The 17167-nt window shown below is 72.2% G+C and carries 16 protein-coding genes; 6 read left to right on the top strand and 10 right to left on the bottom strand.

Annotated elements, in window-relative coordinates; genetic code table 11:
- Window positions 1-14: 14 nt before the first annotated feature.
- Entirely contained in the window at window positions 15-686 is a 672-nt protein-coding gene (locus OG514_RS37610) for a DNA alkylation repair protein (RefSeq protein WP_266902690.1), read from the bottom strand.
- A gap of 82 nt (window positions 687-768) precedes the next feature.
- Entirely contained in the window at window positions 769-1236 is a 468-nt protein-coding gene (locus tag OG514_RS37605; protein WP_266902688.1) for a VOC family protein, read from the bottom strand.
- 143 nt (window positions 1237-1379) lie between these two features.
- On the opposite strand from OG514_RS37605, the gene OG514_RS37600 reads away from it, so the two are divergent.
- Window positions 1380-2777: a cytochrome P450 gene (locus OG514_RS37600; RefSeq protein ID WP_266902686.1), complete on the top strand. Its 1398-nt coding sequence runs from the start codon at window positions 1380-1382 to the stop codon at window positions 2775-2777.
- A gap of 12 nt (window positions 2778-2789) precedes the next feature.
- Here the strand turns inward: OG514_RS37600 and OG514_RS37595 are convergent, their stop codons facing one another.
- Together OG514_RS37595 and OG514_RS37590 are read right to left on the bottom strand one after the other, a co-directional pair.
- Window positions 2790-3578 carry a putative protein N(5)-glutamine methyltransferase gene (locus tag OG514_RS37595; RefSeq protein WP_266902684.1) on the bottom strand — a complete coding sequence of 263 codons (789 nt, stop codon included), beginning with the start codon at window positions 3576-3578 and terminating at the stop codon, window positions 2790-2792.
- Window positions 3571-4053, bottom strand: a complete 483-nt coding sequence (locus OG514_RS37590; RefSeq protein WP_266902682.1) for a glutathione peroxidase — start codon at window positions 4051-4053, stop codon at window positions 3571-3573. The genes OG514_RS37595 and OG514_RS37590 overlap by 8 nt, the downstream gene beginning before the upstream one ends.
- Window positions 4054-4089: 36 nt before the next feature.
- On the opposite strand from OG514_RS37590, the gene OG514_RS37585 reads away from it, so the two are divergent.
- A complete protein-coding gene (locus tag OG514_RS37585) occupies window positions 4090-4317 on the top strand; it encodes a DUF6011 domain-containing protein (protein ID WP_266902680.1) in 228 nt (75 codons plus the stop codon).
- On the opposite strand, the gene OG514_RS37580 is transcribed toward OG514_RS37585, so the two are convergent.
- On the bottom strand, window positions 4306-5049 hold the full coding sequence (locus OG514_RS37580; RefSeq protein WP_266902678.1) for a hypothetical protein: 744 nt from the start codon (window positions 5047-5049) through the stop codon (window positions 4306-4308). The genes OG514_RS37585 and OG514_RS37580 overlap by 12 nt on opposite strands.
- 145 nt (window positions 5050-5194) lie before the next feature.
- Here OG514_RS37580 and OG514_RS37575 point away from each other — a divergent pair, with 145 nt between their 5' ends.
- Window positions 5195-6265, top strand: coding sequence for an RNA ligase (ATP) (locus tag OG514_RS37575; RefSeq protein WP_266902676.1), 1071 nt, complete (start codon window positions 5195-5197; stop codon window positions 6263-6265).
- A gap of 76 nt (window positions 6266-6341) precedes the next feature.
- Here the strand turns inward: OG514_RS37575 and OG514_RS37570 are convergent, their stop codons facing one another.
- Together OG514_RS37570 and OG514_RS37565 are read right to left on the bottom strand one after the other, a co-directional pair.
- Window positions 6342-7205 carry an acyl-CoA thioesterase II gene (locus OG514_RS37570; protein ID WP_266902674.1) on the bottom strand — a complete coding sequence of 288 codons (864 nt, stop codon included), beginning with the start codon at window positions 7203-7205 and terminating at the stop codon, window positions 6342-6344.
- Between the two features lie 14 nt (window positions 7206-7219).
- Window positions 7220-9793, bottom strand: coding sequence for an RNA helicase (locus tag OG514_RS37565; protein ID WP_266902672.1), 2574 nt, complete (start codon window positions 9791-9793; stop codon window positions 7220-7222).
- 70 nt (window positions 9794-9863) lie between these two features.
- On the opposite strand from OG514_RS37565, the gene OG514_RS37560 reads away from it, so the two are divergent.
- Window positions 9864-10655: a metal-dependent hydrolase gene (locus tag OG514_RS37560; RefSeq protein ID WP_266902670.1), complete on the top strand. Its 792-nt coding sequence runs from the start codon at window positions 9864-9866 to the stop codon at window positions 10653-10655.
- A 23-nt stretch (window positions 10656-10678) separates the two neighbouring features.
- Window positions 10679-11719, top strand: coding sequence for a hypothetical protein (locus OG514_RS37555; RefSeq protein ID WP_266902668.1), 1041 nt, complete (start codon window positions 10679-10681; stop codon window positions 11717-11719).
- Window positions 11720-11747: 28 nt separating this feature from the next.
- Here the strand turns inward: OG514_RS37555 and OG514_RS37550 are convergent, their stop codons facing one another.
- Complete coding sequence (locus OG514_RS37550) at window positions 11748-12503, bottom strand: TetR/AcrR family transcriptional regulator (RefSeq protein ID WP_266902666.1); 756 nt, start codon at window positions 12501-12503, stop codon at window positions 11748-11750.
- A gap of 123 nt (window positions 12504-12626) precedes the next feature.
- Between OG514_RS37550 and OG514_RS37545 the strand changes: the two genes are divergently transcribed.
- The gene (locus OG514_RS37545) at window positions 12627-13334 is read left to right on the top strand and encodes an NAD(P)-dependent oxidoreductase (protein ID WP_266902664.1); all 708 of its coding nucleotides are present in this window, start codon (window positions 12627-12629) and stop codon (window positions 13332-13334) included.
- A gap of 82 nt (window positions 13335-13416) precedes the next feature.
- Here the strand turns inward: OG514_RS37545 and OG514_RS37540 are convergent, their stop codons facing one another.
- Together OG514_RS37540 and OG514_RS37535 are read right to left on the bottom strand one after the other, a co-directional pair.
- Entirely contained in the window at window positions 13417-15198 is a 1782-nt protein-coding gene (locus OG514_RS37540) for an ABC transporter ATP-binding protein (RefSeq protein ID WP_266902662.1), read from the bottom strand.
- On the bottom strand, window positions 15195-17045 hold the full coding sequence (locus OG514_RS37535; RefSeq protein WP_266902660.1) for an ABC transporter ATP-binding protein: 1851 nt from the start codon (window positions 17043-17045) through the stop codon (window positions 15195-15197). Before OG514_RS37535 ends, OG514_RS37540 begins: the two co-directional genes overlap by 4 nt.
- Between the last annotated feature and the right edge of the window lie 122 nt (window positions 17046-17167).

Raw genomic sequence — 17167 nt, 5'->3', positions numbered from 1 at the left:
CGGCCCGGACCGCGCTAGGGACCCTCCCGGCGGCGCACCATCTCGGTGATCCAGACGGGCGCGAACGGAGACGTGCAGCCCGGGGGCGTCGGGTAGTCCTTGAGGACCTCCAGGCGCTCACCGATGCCCAGCGCCCGGGCGCGCTGCTCGGGGTGCTCGATCCCGATCTGGGCCAGACAGTGGTTCATCGCCCACTGGAGACGGTCCGGGGCGTCCTTCATCTCCGCCTCGACGACGTCGAGCAGCGCGTCGAGGTCGAGGCCTTCGGGCTTCTTCGCCACCCGCTCGGTGGTCAGGGCCCAGCCGGCGCTCGCGACCACCGGATCCGGGTCGGCGATCCACGCCCGACGCAGCTCCTCGGCGTGCGGGCTCTTCTTCACCACGTAGTTCACGAGCCAGTCGTGCACCTTGGGCGTACGCGCCCCGCGGAGCATGGCTTCCAGCTCGTCCCGCCCGAAGGCCTTCGGGCGGCAGATCAGGATCGCCAGCAGTCTCGCCGCGGTGTCGCCCGTCTCCCAGAGGTCCTCCGCGAGGTCCTGCTGCGTCTTCAGCCGCTTCGCGAGCGCGCGCAGCTTGCCGAGGTTCACCCCATGGTCGTCGCCGTGTCTCTCGTTCACCGCGCGCGCCTTCGGGTCCTCCAGCGCGGCCAGCTCGGCCATCACCTCGGCCACCGTCGTCTCGGCCACCTTGTCTCCCGTTCCTCTCACCCGCGCGATCCCGCGCGACGCGGTCCGCCACGGACCTCGGCCGGCCCTGCCGGGCGGGATGTCAGACGAGACAGAACTCGTTGCCCTCCGGGTCCTGGAGGACCACCGCGTAGTAGTCCATGCCGTTCGGCTCGTCCATCGAGTACAGGATCGTCGCGCCGATCGCCGTCAGCCGGGACACCTCGCCGTCCACGCGCTCGCGGCGCAGGGCGAGCGGCACCCCGCGGCCGCCGCCGACCTTGAGGTCCAGATGGACGCGGTTCTTGACGGTCTTCGGTTCCGGGACGGCCTGGAACCAGACCCGGGGGCCCACGCCCTTCGGGTCCACGATGGATTCCGGAAGCTCCCCGGCGTGCTCGCCCAGCTCGTCCTCGGGGACGCCGATCGCCTCCCAGTACGCCCGCCAGGTGGTGTGGCCCTCGGGCGGCGGGTCGGGGACGTACCGCAGGGCCTCCAGCCAGAACGGCACGAGCCGCTGGGGGTCGGCGCAGTCGATGGTCAGTTGCAGCGTGAGCTCGGGGCGTTCCATGCGACGAGCCTCCCAGACACCACTGACAGTCGGCCGATTCGAGCCAACAAGGCCCGAACCGGTCGGCCGTTCGGGCATCCCTACCCGTGGGTCACCTCCTGGGGGACAATCACGCGTCAGGTGACGATCGAGGGGAACCGTTCATGACCATCACCACCGGAACCGAAGCGCCCGAACTCGCGGGACTTCCGCTGCTCGGCTCCATGTTCGACCTCAAGAACGACTCCCTCGGCACCTTCCTGCGCGCCCAACGCGAGCACGGCGACGTCGTACGGATCACCGCGGGACCGCCCGGTATCCGCGCCACCGTCTACGGCGTCTTCTCCGCCGACGGAGTCCAGCAGGTCCTCGCCGGGGAGTCGGCCAACTTCCGCAAGGACAACGCCTTCTACCAGGAGATCCGCGAGTCCTTCGGCAACGGGCTGCTCACCAGCCAGGACGAGGACTACCTGCGCCAGCGCCGGCTCGTCCAGCCCCTCTTCACCCGCCGCCGCGTCGACGGCTACGCCTCCGCCATCGCCGCCGAGGTCACCACCCTCACCGAGGAGTGGCGGGACGGCGGCGCCGAATCCGTCGACGTCCTCCAGGACATGGCCCGGCTCGCCCTGCGCGCCGTCGCCCGCATCCTCTTCGGCACGGACGTCGACGCGGCCGTCGAGATCGTCGAGAAGAGCTTCCCCGAACTCGGCGCCTACGTCCTGCGCCGCGGCTACTCCCCGCTCAACGTCCCCCGGGACTGGCCCACCCCCGGCAACCGCCGCGCCGACGCCGTCCACCAGGCGCTGTACGAGGTCTGCGACCGCATCATCGCCCAGCGGCGGACCTCCGGCGAGGCCTCCGGCGACGGCCACGACCTGCTCACCCTCCTCGTCGAGGCCGAGAGCGCCGAGGACGGCAGCTTCGACGCGACCGAACTGCGCGAGCAGGTCCTCGTCTTCCTCCTCGCCGGACACGAGACGACCGCCACCTCCCTCGGCTTCGCCCTCCACCTCCTCGCCCTCCACCCGGAGGAGCAGAAGCGGGCCCACGAAGAGGTCGACCGGGTCCTCGGAGGCCGTACGCCCGGCGCCGCCGACCTCGACGCGCTGCCCTACGTCACCCAGGTCCTCAAGGAGGCCATGCGGCTCTTCCCGGCCGCCCCGGCCATCGGGCGCCGCGCCGTCGTCGCCACGCAGATCGGCGGCGTCACCATCCCGGCCGGCGCGGACGTCATCGTCGCTCCCTGGGTCACCCACCGCCACCCCGACTACTGGGAGGACGCGGAGCGCTTCGACCCCGACCGCTTCACGCCCGAGGCGGAGGCCGCCCGCCCCCGCTACGCCTGGTTCCCGTTCGGCGGCGGCCCGCGCGCGTGCATCGGCCAGCACTTCTCGATGCTGGAGTCCGTGATCGCGCTGGCGATGATCCTCCAGCGCCACGCGTTCGAGGCCGTCGACACCGTGGTGCCCGTCGCCCCCGCGATCACCCTCCAGGCGGCCGGCCCGGCCCGCTGCCGTCTCAAGCCCCGGGCGGTCCCGAGCTCGCCCGGAGCCGAGGCGTAGGAGCGCGGTCCTCTACCGCCGGGGCGCGACGACCACCGTCGCCCACCACTCCTCGGAGGTGATCACCTCGGGCGCCAGCATGCCCCCGGACTCCTCCGCGACGGCCTCCACGGCCCGCTCGGCCTGCCGCTCGCTCGTCTCCACGAAGAGGCGTCCACCCGGCGCCAGCCACTCCGGCGCCTCGGCGGCGACCCGCCGCAGCACGTCCAGACCGTCCGGGCCGCCGTCGAGCGTGACGTGCGGTTCGTGGTCGCGTGCTTCCGGGGGCAGCAGCCCGATGTCCCCGGTCGGTACGTACGGCACGTTGGCGACCAGGATCTCGACCCGGCCCCGCAGCTCCGCGGGCAGCGGGGCGAAGAGGTCGCCCTCGTAGACCTGGCCGCCGCGCGGTTCGACGTTCCGGCGGGCGCAGCGCACCGCCGCCGGCTCGATGTCCGAGGCGTGCACCTCCGCGCCCCCGACCCGGTCGAGCAGCACCGCGCCCGCCGCGCCGGAGCCGCAGCACAGGTCGACGCAGACGGCTCCCGGACGGGCCAGGTCCACCGCGTGCCCGACCAGGAACTCCGTACGCCGCCGGGGGACGAACACCCCGCTGTCGACCTCGATGCGCAGCCCGGCGAACTCGGCCCAGCCCACGACGTGCTCCAGCGGCAGGCCCGAGGCCCGCCGCTCGACCATCAGGTCGAGGTCGGCGGGTCCGGCCGCCGCCGCGAGCAGCATCTCCGCCTCTTCCTCGGCGAAGACACAGCCCGCGGCCCGCAGCCGCTCGACGACCCCCGCACCGCTGACGACGTCAGACAAGCTGGGCCTCGATCGCGGAGACGATCTCGGGAGCGTCGGGCTCGGTGCGCGGACGGAAGCGCGTGACCTGGCCGTCGCGGCCGATCAGGAACTTCTCGAAGTTCCACTGCACGTCACCGGCCTCGCCCTCGGCGTCGGCGACCTTGACCAGCTCGGTGTAGAGCGGGTGGCGGGCCTCGCCGTTGACGTCGATCTTCTCCAGGAGCGGGAAGGACACGCCGTACGTCGTCGAGCAGAAGGTCTGGATCTCGTCGGCGCTGCCGGGCTCCTGGCCCGCGAACTGGTTGCAGGGCACACCGAGCACGGTGAAGCCGCGGTCGCCGAACTCCTTCTGCAGCTTCTCCAGACCCGCGTACTGCGGGGTCAGGCCGCACTTGGAGGCGACGTTCACGACCAGGACCGCGCGGTCCCGGTAGTCGGCAAGGGAGACCGGCTCACCGGTCAGCGTCTTCAGCGGAATCTCGTACAGGCTCATGGACAGCTCCTCGTCGGAATGAGGTTTGATCTCAGCATGGGAGATGAACCACTGGCAATCTCGATCGATTCCGCACCTGAGGAAGGACCGCGCCGGATCAGCTGCCGTCTCTGTGGGCGCCCGCTCACCGGCGCCGATTCCCGCCGCACCGGCCTCGGCCCGACGTGTGACGCCAAGCTCCACCCGCCGGCCCCCGACATCCGAACCCGCCGCCACGAGGTGGACCAGGACACGCTGCCGGGCCTGGACCCCTCAGCCGGCTGAGGCGATGAGCTCGGCGTGCGCGGCCCATCGCTCCTCGTGCCCGAGCGCGAGGAGCGCCGTCCTCCGTGCGAGCAGTGGATCGGGATGTTCGGCGAGACGGTCCACGGCGTGCTCGGCCAGCCAGGCCTGGAGTTCGGGGAGGAGTGACTCGTCCGCCGAGCCGAGGACGCTCGAACCGTCGTCCCGGAGGAGCTGATCGATCCAGCACTCCACGAACTCCGCGAGGTGCCGGTCCTCCGTCCCACCCCGTGGCGCGGCGGCCCAGACGTCGAGCAGCGGCGCGAGCGCGCCGTGGCTCTCCAGGCACAGCTCCCAGACGGCCTCCACCCCGTCCACGGGCGCCGGATCGGCGAGCGTCGCCCGCCACCACGCGTCGAGGAAACCCCCGATCGCCGCCGCCTGCTCCGCAGGCCACTCCCTCCAGGCCGTGCGGCCGAGTCCGCCGGGCAGGTACCCCATCCCGGAGAACCGCCCGGAGGCGACGTAGGCGAAGAACTCCGGCACCATCCGCCGGAGCACCGCCGCATGGTCGGGGAAGTGGTCCTGCCCCTCGTGGAAGAGCTCCCGCAGCAGCTGGTCGCCGAGCGGAGCCCGTGGCACCGCGAGCAGCGCCAGCTCGTCCTCCGTGTAGCAGCGCAGGCACCCTTCGGCGGGTGCTGTCATCCCGCCGAAGACGGCCTCGACGCGGCGGAGCGCGGAGGCGAGAGCGGGGGAGGGGACGGCAGAGGTCATGAGCGGATCCCGACGTGACTCCGACGGGACACCGCCCGGCGAAGATCACGACGCTATCAGCCGTCAAAACCATTGGGCCAACTGATTCGTGGCCCGGCACAGTGACCCGCGATGAGAAGGAAACCCGAGCATCCGGAGTGCTGATATGTCGACCCTGCGCGTCACCGCCGAAGTCCTGACCGTCCATCCCCACCCCAACGCCGATGCCCTTGAGCTGGCCCAGGTCGGCCTCTACCGCGCCGTCGTCGCCAAGGGTGCCTATCGGACCGGCGATGCCGCCGTCTACATCCCGGAGCAGGCGGTGCTGCCCGCCGAACTCATCGAGGAGCTCGGGCTCACCGGGCGGCTCGCCGGCGGGAAGTCGGACCGGGTCAAGGCGGTGCGGCTGCGCGGGGAGCTGTCCCAGGGCATCGTCTGTCGTCCGGGCGCGCTGGCCGGCACCGACCTGGCGCGGGCGGCCGCCGACGGCGCCGACTTCGCGGAGGCGCTGGGGATCACCAAGTGGGTGCCGCCGATACCGCCGACCATGAGCGGTGACGTGGAGGTCGCGCCCGACCTGCTGCCCTGGGTCGACATCGAGAACCTCCAGCGCTACCCGGAGATCTTCGAGCCCGGCGAGCACGTCGTGCTGACGGAGAAGCTCCACGGCACGGCCTGTCTGATGACCTACCTCGCCGAGGAGGGCCGCGTCCAGGTCTCGTCCAAGGGCTTCGGCTCGAAGGGCCTGGCCCTCCAGGAGGACCCGCGCAACCTGTACTGGCGGGCCGTCCACGGTCACGGGCTGCCCGCCGTCGCCGAGCGGCTGGCGAAACGTCTCGGCGCCCGCCGGGTCGGGTTCTTCGGCGAGGTGTACGGCTCCGGGGTGCAGGACCTCGCGTACGGCGCCGACGCCCGGTCCGAGACCGTCGGGTACGCGCTCTTCGACGTGTCGGCCGAGATCGACGGCCGCGTGGAGTGGCTGGACCCGGCCGAGGTCCTGGCGGACGGTGAGGTCCCGCTCGTACCGCGGCTGTACTCCGGCCCGTACGACCTGGACACGGTCCTCGTCCACGCCAGCGGCCGGGAGACCGTCTCCGGGCGGGAGGCGCACCTGCGGGAGGGCGTCGTGATCCGGCCCGCGACCGAGCGGTACAGCCCGGTCGTCGGCGGCCGGGCCATCGCCAAGGCGGTCAGCCCGGCCTACCTGACGCGGAAGGGCGGCACCGAGTACGAGTGACCGGGCCGGGCCGGGGCGGACCGGGGCGGACCGGGGCGGACGTGGCCGGGCCATGCATGGCCCGGCCACGTCCCGCTCAGAGCTTCCTGAACAGGCCCTCCTGGACCACCGACACCAGGAGCTGCCCCTCGCGGTCGTAGATCCGGCCCCGCGCGAGTCCCCGGCCGCCCGTCGCGATCGGGGACTCCTGGTCGTACAGGAACCACTCGTCCGCGCGGAACGGCCGGTGGAACCACATCGCGTGGTCGAGCGACGCCATGTCGAAGCCCCGCGGGCCCCACAGGGGCTCGACCGGGATGCGTACCGCGTCCAGGAGCGTCATGTCCGAGGCGTACGTCAGGGCGCAGGTGTGGATCAGCGGGTCGTCGCCCAGCGGCCCCACGGCCCGCATCCACACCGCGGAGCGCGGGTCCGCGCCCTTGACCTCGTCCTGGGTCCAGCGCAGCCGGTCCACGTAACGGATGTCGAACGGCTGCCGACGAGCCATCCGCTCCAGGGCCTCGGGCAGCGCCCCCAGGTGCTCGCGGATCTCGTCCGCGAGGTTCGGCAGGCTCTCCGGGTCCGTCAGGTGCCTCGGCGGCAGCTGATGCTCGAAGGCACCCTCCTCGGGCTGGTGGAAGGAGGCCGTCAGATTGAAGATCGTCCGCCCTTCCTGCACCGCCGTGACCCGGCGGGTCGTGAACGAGCGCCCGTCCCGCACCCGCTCCACCTGGTAGACGATCGGCACGCCCGGCCGGCCCGGCCGCAGGAAGTAGGCGTGCAGCGAGTGCACCGGCCGGCCGCCCTCGGTGGTGCGGCCGGCCGCGACGAGGGCCTGCCCGGCGACCTGCCCGCCGAAGACCCGCTGCAGCGACTCCTGCGGGCTCCGCCCACGGAAGATGTTGACCTCGATCTGCTCCAGGTCGAGCAGATCGACGAGCCTCTCGGCGGGGTTGGTCACGTCAGGTCTCTCCTCTACAGCTGTCCGACGGCCGTCACGCGGACGACCGCGCGGCCCTCTTCGTCGGAGGCCGCGAGATCCACCTCCGCGCTGATGCCCCAGTCATGGTCGTTGTTCGGGTCGGCGAAGGTCTGCCGGACGCGCCACAGGCCGTGGGCGGCGTCCTCCTCGATGGCGAGCAGCTTCGGGCCGCGCGCGTCGGGGCCCGTACCGAGGTCGTCGTACTCGTCCCAGTACGCGTCCATCGCCTCGCCCCACGCGTCCGCGTCCCAGCCGGCCTCGGCGTCCATCTCGCCGAGCGCGGCCACGTTGTCGAGGGCCGCGAGCTCCACCCGGCGGAACATCGCGTTGCGCACCAGGACCCGGAAGGCGCGGGCGTTGGCCGTGACCGGCTTGACCTGGTCGGCCTTCTCCTGGGCCTCCTCGGCCGTCTGGATCTCGGGGTTGGCCAGCTGCTCCCACTCGTCGAGCAGCGAGGAGTCCACCTGGCGCACCATCTCGCCCAGCCAGGCGATCAGGTCCTCCAGGTCCTCGGTCTTCAGGTCGTCCGGGATGGTGTGGTCGAGCGCCTTGTACGCGCTCGCGAGGTAGCGCAGGACGATGCCCTCGGTCCGCGCCAGCTCGTACCAGGAGGTGAACTCGGTGAAGGTCAGCGCCCGTTCGTACATGTCGCGGATGACCGACTTCGGCGACACCGGGTGGTCACCGACCCACGGGTGCGACGTCCGGTAGACGTTGTACGCGTGCCAGAGCAGCTCCTCCAGCGGCTTCGGGTACGAGATGTCCTGGAGCCGCTCCATCCGCTCCTCGTACTCGACGCCGTCCGCCTTCATCTGCCCGACCGCCTCGCCGCGCGCCTTGTTCTGCATGGCGGCGAGGATCTGGCGCGGGTCGTCGAGCGTCGACTCGACGACGGAGACCATGTCCAGGGCGTACGAGGGGGATTCGGGGTCGAGCAGGTCGAAGGCGGCGAGTGCGAACGTCGACAGCGGCTGGTTCAGCGCGAAGTCCTGCTGGAGGTCGACCGTCAGGCGGATCGTGCGGCCCTCGGCGTCCGGGGTGTCCAGCTGCTCCACCACCCCGCCGTCGAGCAGCGAGCGGTAGATGGCGATGGCCCGGCGGATGTGCCGCAGCTGCGCCTTGCGCGGCTCGTGGTTGTCCTCCAGGAGCTTGCGCATCGCCTCGAAGGCGTTGCCCGGGCGGGCGATCACCGAGAGCAGCATGATGTTGGTGACCTTGAAGCGGGAGGTCAGCGGCTCCGGCTCGGCGTCGATGAGCCGGTCGAAGGTGGTGTCGCTCCAGGCGACGAAGCCTTCGGGGGCCTTCTTGCGGACCACCTTCCGGCGCTTCTTGGGGTCGTCGCCGGCCTTCGCGAGCGCCTTCTCGTTCTCGATGACGTGCTCGGGGGCCTGCGCGACCACGTAGCCGGCCGTGTCGAAGCCGGCCCGGCCGGCCCGGCCCGCGATCTGGTGGAACTCGCGGGCGCGCAGCGTGCGCACCCGGGTGCCGTCGTACTTGGTGAGCGCCGTGAACAGCACCGTACGGATCGGTACGTTCACGCCCACGCCGAGGGTGTCCGTCCCGCAGATCACCTTCAGGAGACCCGCCTGCGCCAGCTTCTCGACGAGCCGCCGGTACTTCGGCAGCATGCCCGCGTGGTGCACGCCGATGCCGTGGCGGACGTAACGCGAGAGGTTCTGGCCGAACTTGGTGGTGAAGCGGAAGTTGCCGATCAGCTCGGCGATCTTGTCCTTCTCCTCGCGCGTGCACATGTTGATGCTCATCAGCGACTGCGCGCGCTCGACGGCCTGTGCCTGCGTGAAGTGCACGATGTAGACGGGCGCCTGCTTGGTCTCCAGGAGCTCCGTCAGGGTGTCCGTGATCGGGGTGAGCCGGTACTCGTACGAGAGCGGCACCGGCCGGGTCGCCGAGCGGACCACCGAGGTCGGCTTGCCCGTGCGCCGGGTCAGGTCCTTCTCGAACATCGACACGTCGCCGAGCGTCGCCGACATCAGGATGAACTGCGCCTGGGGGAGCTCCAGGATCGGGATCTGCCACGCCCAGCCGCGGTCCTGCTCGGCGTAGAAGTGGAACTCGTCCATCACGACCTGGTTGATGTCCGCGTACTTGCCGTCCCGCAGCGCGATCGAGGCCAGCACCTCGGCCGTACAGCAGATCACCGGCGCGTCCGCGTTCACGGAGGCGTCGCCGGTCAGCATGCCGACGTTCTCGGTTCCGAAGATCTTGCAGAGGTCGAAGAACTTCTCCGACACCAGTGCCTTGATCGGCGCGGTGTAGAAGGTCACCTGGTCGTTCGCGAGCGCGGTGAAGTGCGCGGCCGCGGCGACCAGCGACTTTCCCGATCCGGTGGGCGTGGACAAGATCACGTTGGCCCCGGAGACGACCTCGATCAGCGCCTCTTCCTGGGCCGGGTAGAGCGTGATGCCCCGGTCCTCGGCCCAGGAGGAGAAGGCCTCGAAGAGGGCGTCGGGGTCGGCGGTCGGCGGCAGCTGATCGATAAGGGTCACGCCCCCATCTTGCCTGGATTCCGCTCGGATGAGGGAACCGGCCACCGGAACGAAGATCACGGACGATAGGCTCGTCCGTCGACCGGTCGTCAACTGAGCGCCGGCAGGGGAGAAACGGGGCGGGCCAACCATGATGGGACCGGCACACTCGCTGTCCGGAGCGGCGGCCTGGCTGGGTGTCGGAGCGGCAGCGGCGGCCTTCGACCGCCCGATGCCGTGGCCGGTTCTCGTCGTCGGCGCGCTCATCTGCGCGGGCGCGGCCCTCGCCCCCGACCTGGACCACAAGTCGGCGACCATCTCGCGCGCCTTCGGACCGGTCTCCAAGGGCCTGTGCGAGATCGTCGACAAGCTGTCGTACGCCGTCTACAAGGCGACCCGCTCCTCCGCGGACCCCCGCAGGTCCGGCGGCCACCGGACCCTCACCCACACCTGGCTCTGGGCGGTCCTGATCGGCGGCGGCGCCTCCGTCGCGGCGATCACCGGCGGTCGGTGGGCGGTGCTCGCCATCCTCTTCGTGCACCTGGTCCTCGCCGTGGAAGGCCTGCTGTGGCGGGCCGCCCGGATGTCCAGCGACGTCCTGGTCTGGCTGCTCGGCGCGACCAGCGCCTGGATCCTGGCGGGCGTCCTCGACAAGCCCGGCAACGGCTCGGACTGGTTCTTCACCGGCCCCGGCCAGGAGTACCTGTGGCTCGGGCTGCCGATCGTGCTCGGCGCCCTCGTCCACGACATCGGCGACGCCCTGACCGTCTCCGGCTGCCCGATCCTCTGGCCCATCCCCGTCGGCCGGAAGCGCTGGTACCCGATCGGCCCGCCGAAGGGCATGCGCTTCCGCGCCGGCAGCTGGGTGGAGCTGAAGGTCCTGATGCCCGCGTTCATGGTGCTCGGCGGAGTGGGCGGCGCTTCGGCGCTCGGCTTCTTCTAGGGCCTGTCCGAGGGGAGCGTTCCGTGACGCGCGCCGATGCGACCGGCATCTCGGGGTCCTGCCCCCGCGTACCCGTAAGGCTGCTCGCCAGCGAGCTCGTACCCGGGGTCGCCGAGGCCTTCGGGAACCTGGACGGCTCGATGCGGCGCGACGGGGCGCACTGGCTCGTCATCCGGCGCGAGGGCACGATCACCATCTGCGAGGTCGACGCCGATCCGTCCCGGGTGCTCGGAGACCGTGCGACGTGGACACACCCGGATCCGAACACGCCCGGCACGTACTGCTCGCCCCTGCCCGGCGGCGCCATGGCCATCAGTGGCCCGGAGACCGTCACCGTGCACGAGGCCGACGGGGCCGTCCGCTGGGAGCACCGACACGGGGGCCGGTCGCATGCGTCCGACTCCTCCGGCGCGTGCACGCCCGACCCGGCCGGCCGGGTCCTCCTGGTGGCCACGGCCGGGCCCCTCGACCCCGGCAGACCGTACGCGGGGGACGTCTGCCGCGCCCTCGACCTGGCCACCGGCGAGGTGCTCGGCGAGCACGTCCTGCCGTCCCGCGTCGCGGCGTACGAGTTCCAGGGGTTTCCCGACGGGCGCCCCGAGGTCCTGCTCACCGCCTCCATGGGACAGGACGGCACCCTGTGCTTCCTGGTCACCCGCACGGACGGCCGCCTCGGCGTCCGTGCGACGGGCACCGTCACGGAAGCCTGTGTCGGCGTCGGCTCGGAGGGAGCGCTGGTCATCCAGGACGTCGGCGGCGGATACCTGATCCGTACCCAGGACGGAACCGACGAGGTTCTGGTGGAGGCCGGCGCCGTCCTGCCCCCGGACCGGATGTTCATCGGCTACACCCCGGGCTTCGTCGACGACCGGCGGATCCTGGTCGTGACGGCCGAGGAACAGTGGGCGGAGGAGGGCATCCACCTCCTTCTCGACGCCCGCACGCTCAGGCCCCTCGCCGAGCTCGACTACCCGCGGCCGCCGGGAGTGACCGCCGTGCCGCTCGGCGACGGCACATGGCTCACCTACGACGAGGACACGGTGCGGCGGTGGACGACCGCCTGATCCGGTTCCGGTCGGCTCGGGGCCGGGGTCAGTCCTCGCCGTCCGCGCGGCGCGGGACGCCGAGCGTCGTCACGAGCCGGGAGAGTTCCTCCTGGAAGAGCTTGTCCGGGCTGGCCGTCTGGCGTCCGAGGTGTCCGTACACCTCCAGGGCGACGAGCCCGTGCAGGTGTCCCCAAAGGCGTAGCGCGAGGGCGACACCGGCCGGCGGCAGCTCGGGGAAGGCGGGGCGGACCTTGTCCAGGAGGCCGGCGTCGAAGTCGGCCCAGGTGAACGCGCTGTCCCGGTAGAGGGGTTCGGCGTACGGCCAGGCCGCCGCGGCGAGGCCCGCGAGGCCGGTGCAGACGCGGCGGGCGGCGTCCGGGGCGGCGCCTTCCTCGGGGGCCCGATAGCCGGGCACGGGGTCGCCGTAGACGAGCCGGAAGCCCTCGGGGTTGGTCAGGGCCCAGGTGCGGAAGGCGCGCGCCCAGGCGAGGATCCGGGCTGCGGGGTCCTCGGCGGGGGTGTCTGCCCAGGCCGTCTCCACGGCGTCGGCGAGCGCGGAGTACACGTCGTCGATGAGCGTGGTGACCAGGTCGTCGCGGGTGGCGAAGTAGCCGTAGATGGCGTTGGCCGTCATGCCCATCTCGCGGGCGATGGCCCGCAGGGTGATCGCGTCGGGACCGCCCGAGGCCATCAGGCGCAGGGCCGTGTCCTTGATCTCGGCCGTGGTCTCGGCCCGGAGCCGCTCACGGCGCCCGCGCCCGGCCGGAGCCGCCTCTGTTCGTGCTTCCGATGTCCCGGTCATGCGCGCAGCCTATCGCTGCCTTGGTGGGTGTACGGAAACTGCACGGCGTGAACTTCACGGCGTATAGTTTTCGCACGGCGTCACTTCATGACGCGTCAACGCTGTGATCACAGGGGGAGAGCCATGCACATCGGAGTCATCGGAGCCACCGGCACCATCGGCAGTCGCGTCGTCGCGGAGGCCCTGGAGCGCGGGCACCACATCAGGGCCTTCAGCCGTGATGCCACGGAGGCTGCCGCGGGGGAGACCCGCGAGAACATCACCTGGGCGAGCCTCGACGTCCTCGACCCCGCGGGCATCGCGTCCGTCCTGCCCGGACTGGACGTCCTCATCAGCGCCTTCCAGCCCGGAAACGCCGCCCAGGACATGGCGGACACCGTCCGGCGCTCGATCGCCGACGCCGGGATCTACGCCACCGCGGCCCGCGCCCTGCTCAAGGCACTGGAGAGCCACCCCAGGACCCGGCTCATCGTGATCGGCGGCGCGGGCAGCCTGGAGATCGAGCCGGGTGTGGTGCTCGCCGACGCGGAGGAACGCCTCCACGAGACCCTCGACGGCGTCGGCCTGCCTCGTGCCTACGCGGCGGCGGTACGGGGCCACCGCGACGCCCTGAACGTGCTGCGCACCTCCAACCGCCGCTGGACCTACTTCAGCCCCGCCGAGGACATCGCACCCGGCGAGCGCACCGCCCGCTTCCGCATCGGCGAGGACCAGCCGGTCCGCGACGCCGTAGGGCGCAGCCGCGTCTCGGCGGAGGACGCGGCCGTGGCCCTCGTCGATGAGGCGGAACTGCCCCGCTTCGTCCAGCGCCGGTTCACGATCGGCTACTGAGCCGAACCCGACGGAAGCGGGCCGGGCCGAGACGTCGTACGACGCCCCGACCCGGCCCGCTCGGGTCCGGTCCGGTCCGGTGTCAGCCGTGCCACGACCTCCACAGCGCCGCGTACGCCCCGTCCGCCGCGACCAGTTCCGCGTGGCTGCCGAGTTCGCTGATCCGGCCGGACTCGACCACCGCGATCAGGTCGGCGTCGTGCGCGGTGTGCAGCCGGTGCGCGATGGCCACGACCGTACGGCCGTCCAGGACGCGTCCGAGGGAGCGCTCCAGGTGCCGGGCCGCCCGCGGGTCGAGCAGCGAGGTCGCCTCGTCCAGGACCAGCGTGTGCGGGTCCGCGAGGACCAGCCGGGCCAGTGCGATCTGCTGCGCCTGCGCAGGGGTCAGCGAGTGGCCGCCCGAGCCGACCTCCGTGTCCAGGCCCTCGTCGAGCCCACGGGCCCACACCTCGGCGTCCACCGCCGTCAGTGCCGCCCACAGCTCGGTGTCCGTGGCCCCGTTCTTGGCGAGGAGCAGATTGTCCCGGAGGGAGCCCACGAAGACGTGGTGCTCCTGGTTGACCAGGGCCACGTGCTCACGGACCCGCTCGGCGGGCATCCGCGCAAGCTCGGCCGCGCCGAGGGTGACCGAGCCGGTCCTCGGGGCGTAGATGCCCGCGAGGAGGCGGCCGAGGGTGGACTTGCCCGCGCCGGACGGGCCGACCAGGGCGAGCCGGGTGCCGGGCGCCACCTTCAGGGACACCTCGTGCAGCACGTCGACGCCCTCGCGGTAGCCGAACCGGACCTCATCCGCCCGGACGGCCCGGCCCTCCGGCCGCACCTCCTTGTCGCCCGCGTCCGGCTCGATGTCACGGACACCGACGAGCCGGGCCAGCGACACCTGCGCGACCTGGAGTTCGTCGTACCAGCGGAGCACGATCCCGATCGGGTCCACCAGCATCTGCGCGAGCAGGGCGCCCGTCGTCAGCTGACCGACGTCGATCCAGCCCTGGAGCACGAACACCCCGCCGAGCAGCAGCACGGAACAGAGGACCGTCGTATGGGTGATGTTGACGACGGGGAAGAGCACCGAGCGCAGGAAGAGGGTGTACCTCTCCCATGCGACCCATTCCGAGATGCGCCGGTTCGACAGGGCGATCCGGCGGCCGCCGAGGCGGTGCGCCTCGACCGTGCGGCCCGCGTCGACCGTCTCGGCGAGGGCGGCGGCCACCGCCGCGTACCCCGCGGACTCCGAGCGGTACGCGGCCGGCGCCCGCCGGAAGTACCACCGGGAGCCCACGACGAGAAGCGGCGCCGCGAGCAGCGCGGCGAGCGCCAGCGGCGGCGCCGTGACCGCGAGGCCGCCGAGCAGCAGACCGGCCCACACGACGCCGATGGCCAGCTGGGGCACGGCCTCGCGCATCGCGTTGGAGAGCCGGTCGACGTCCGTGGTGATGCGGGACAGCAGGTCACCCGTGCCGGCCCGTTCGAGCACGCCGGGCGGCAGGCCGACCGCGCGGACGAGGAAGTCCTCCCGCAGATCGGCGAGCATCTCCTCGCCGAGCATCGCCCCGCGCAGCCGGACGAGCCGCACGAATGTGGTCTGGACGAGCAGCGCGACCGCGAACAGCACGACCGTGCGCTCCAGATGGAGCTCACGCGCGCCCGTGGCCAGCTCGTCCACCAGCGAACCGAGGAGGTACGGGCCGGCCATCGAGGCGATCACGGCGACCGCGTTCACCCCGATGAGCAGCGCGAACGCCCGGCGGTGGCGGCTCAGCAGCTCGCGTACATAGGTGCGGACGGTTGCGTTGGCGGCGACGGGCAGTGTCGTCGCCGTCGTCGGGGCCGCCGGGTCGTACTCCGGTGGCGCCAGGCCGATCATGCCGATTCCCCTTCCAGTGCTTCGAGTTCGCCGACGGCTTCGACGTCGTCCACCGCTGCGGCCGTGCCGCCCCGGGGCGCCGCCGCGGCGATCTCCTCGTCGGTCTCGCGGGTGACGACCGCGCGGTAGCGGGGCTCCCGGGCGAGCAGCTCGCGGTGGGTGCCGACGGCGACCGCCTGGCCTTCGTCGATCAGGACGACCCGGTCGGCGCGGTCCAGCAGCAGCGGTGAGGAGGCGAGCACCACGGTGGTCCTCGCCTCGCGCAGTTCGCGGATGCCCGCGGCGACCCGGGCCTCGGTGTGCGCGTCGACCGCCGAGGTGGGCTCGTCGAGGACGAGCACCTCCGGATCGGTCACCAGGGACCGGGCGAGGGCGAGCCGCTGGCGCTGGCCGCCCGAGAGCGACCTGCCCCGCTCGGTGATCCGGGTGCGCATCGGATCGCCGTCGGTGTCCACGGACGCCTGGGCGAGCGCGTCGAGGACGTCCTCGCACCGGGCGGCGGCCAGGGCCCGATCCGGCGGCACCTCGCCGGAGCGGGGCACGTCGAGCAGCTCGCTGAGCGTGCCCGAGAGCAGGACCGGGTCCTTGTCCTGGACGAGGACGGCCGTACGGGCGGACCCCAGCGGCAGTTCGTCCAGGGGGACTCCGCCGAGGAGGACCGAGGTGTGGTCCTCGCCCGGTTCGGCCGGGTGGCCGCCGAGCCGGTCGGCGAGCCGCCCGGCCAGGTCCGGGTCTCCGCAGACGACCGCGGTGAAGAGCCCCGCCGGAGCCCGCAGCCCGGACAGCGGGTCGTACAGGTCACCGGTGGCCTTGCGGTCCTCGTCCCGGTCCGCGTCCGCGGCGGTGGTGGTCGTACGGGCGAGGCCGAGGACCCGGGCGGCCCGCTTCGCGGACGGCCGGGAGAAGGAGAAGGCCATGGCGATCTCCTCGAAGTTGCGCAGCGGGTGGTAGGTGAGGGCCACCGCGCTGTAGACGGTGACCAGTTCGCCGACGGTGATCCGCCCGTCGAACGCGAGCCGCGCCCCGTACGCCACGACGACGATGAGCAGGATGCCGGGCAGCACGACCTGGATCGCGGAGATCATCGCCCACATCCGCGCGCTGCGGACGGCGGCCTTGCGGACCTCCTGGGAGGCGGCGCGGTAGCGGCCGAGGAACAGCTCCTCGCCGCCGATGCCGCGCAGCACGCGGAGTCCCGCGACGGTGTCGGAGGCCAGCTCGGTGGCTTTGCCCGCCTTCTCGCGCTGGATGTCCGCCCGGCGGGTCGCGCGGGGGAGGAGCGGCAGGACGGCCAGGGCCAGGATCGGGATGCCGACGGCCACGACGACGCCCAGGGCGGGCTGGTAGACGACGAGGCCCACACAGATGACGACGAGCACGACGGCGCCCGCGGCGAACCGCGACAGGGCCTCGACGAACCAGCCGATCTTCTCGACGTCTCCGGTGGAGACGGCGACGACCTCGCCCGCGGCGACCCGTCGGGTGAGGACCGAGCCCAGTTCGGCGGTCTTGCGGGCCAGGAGCTGCTGCACCCGGGCGGCCGCGGTGATCCAGTTGGTGACGGCGGTGCGGTGCAGCATCACGTCACCGGCCGAGATCGCGGCGCCGAGGACCACGAGCAGGCCTCCGGCGAGCGCGAGTCGCCCGCCGTCGCGGTCCACGACCGACTGTACGGCGATGCCGATGCCGATCGGGAGTCCGGCGATGCCCAGGTGGTGCAGGAGCCCCCACAGCATGGACTTCACCTGCCCGCCGAGCTGTTGTCGGCCGAGCCAGACGAGGAACCGGGTGCCCGAGCGGACATCGGGGACCCCGGGGTCGGCGTAGGGAAGATCTCGAATCTGCATGGCGTCCCAGGGTCTCCGGGTCTTGTCTGGGGGAACGCGCGCCGGGGGTGTGCGACGGCGAGGGCGTGCGACGGCGGAAAAAAGGAGTGAAGGCGGGGATGTGCGAACGCGGGGGGTGTGAA

Origin of the sequence: Streptomyces sp. NBC_00572 (genome assembly GCF_026341815.1) — a bacterium.
GTDB lineage: Bacteria > Actinomycetota > Actinomycetes > Streptomycetales > Streptomycetaceae > Streptomyces.
Note: the sequence above shows the minus strand (reverse complement) of the source record. Positions and strands in the feature narration are given on the sequence as shown.

Excerpts from the sequence above, each read along its gene's own strand:
- OG514_RS37545 (WP_266902664.1), top strand. The coding sequence starts at position 12,627 with ATGCACATCGGAGTCATCGGAGCCACCGGCACCATCGGCAGTCGCGTC.
- OG514_RS37605 (WP_266902688.1), bottom strand. The coding sequence starts at position 1,236 with ATGGAACGCCCCGAGCTCACGCTGCAACTGACCATCGACTGCGCCGAC.
- OG514_RS37575 (WP_266902676.1), top strand. The coding sequence starts at position 5,195 with ATGTCGACCCTGCGCGTCACCGCCGAAGTCCTGACCGTCCATCCCCAC.
- OG514_RS37590 (WP_266902682.1), bottom strand. The coding sequence starts at position 4,053 with ATGAGCCTGTACGAGATTCCGCTGAAGACGCTGACCGGTGAGCCGGTC.
- OG514_RS37600 (WP_266902686.1), top strand. The coding sequence starts at position 1,380 with ATGACCATCACCACCGGAACCGAAGCGCCCGAACTCGCGGGACTTCCG.
- OG514_RS37580 (WP_266902678.1), bottom strand. The coding sequence starts at position 5,049 with ATGACCTCTGCCGTCCCCTCCCCCGCTCTCGCCTCCGCGCTCCGCCGC.
- OG514_RS37540 (WP_266902662.1), bottom strand. The coding sequence starts at position 15,198 with ATGATCGGCCTGGCGCCACCGGAGTACGACCCGGCGGCCCCGACGACG.
- OG514_RS37560 (WP_266902670.1), top strand. The coding sequence starts at position 9,864 with ATGATGGGACCGGCACACTCGCTGTCCGGAGCGGCGGCCTGGCTGGGT.
- OG514_RS37550 (WP_266902666.1), bottom strand. The coding sequence starts at position 12,503 with ATGACCGGGACATCGGAAGCACGAACAGAGGCGGCTCCGGCCGGGCGC.
- OG514_RS37585 (WP_266902680.1), top strand. The coding sequence starts at position 4,090 with ATGGGAGATGAACCACTGGCAATCTCGATCGATTCCGCACCTGAGGAA.
- OG514_RS37535 (WP_266902660.1), bottom strand. The coding sequence starts at position 17,045 with ATGCAGATTCGAGATCTTCCCTACGCCGACCCCGGGGTCCCCGATGTC.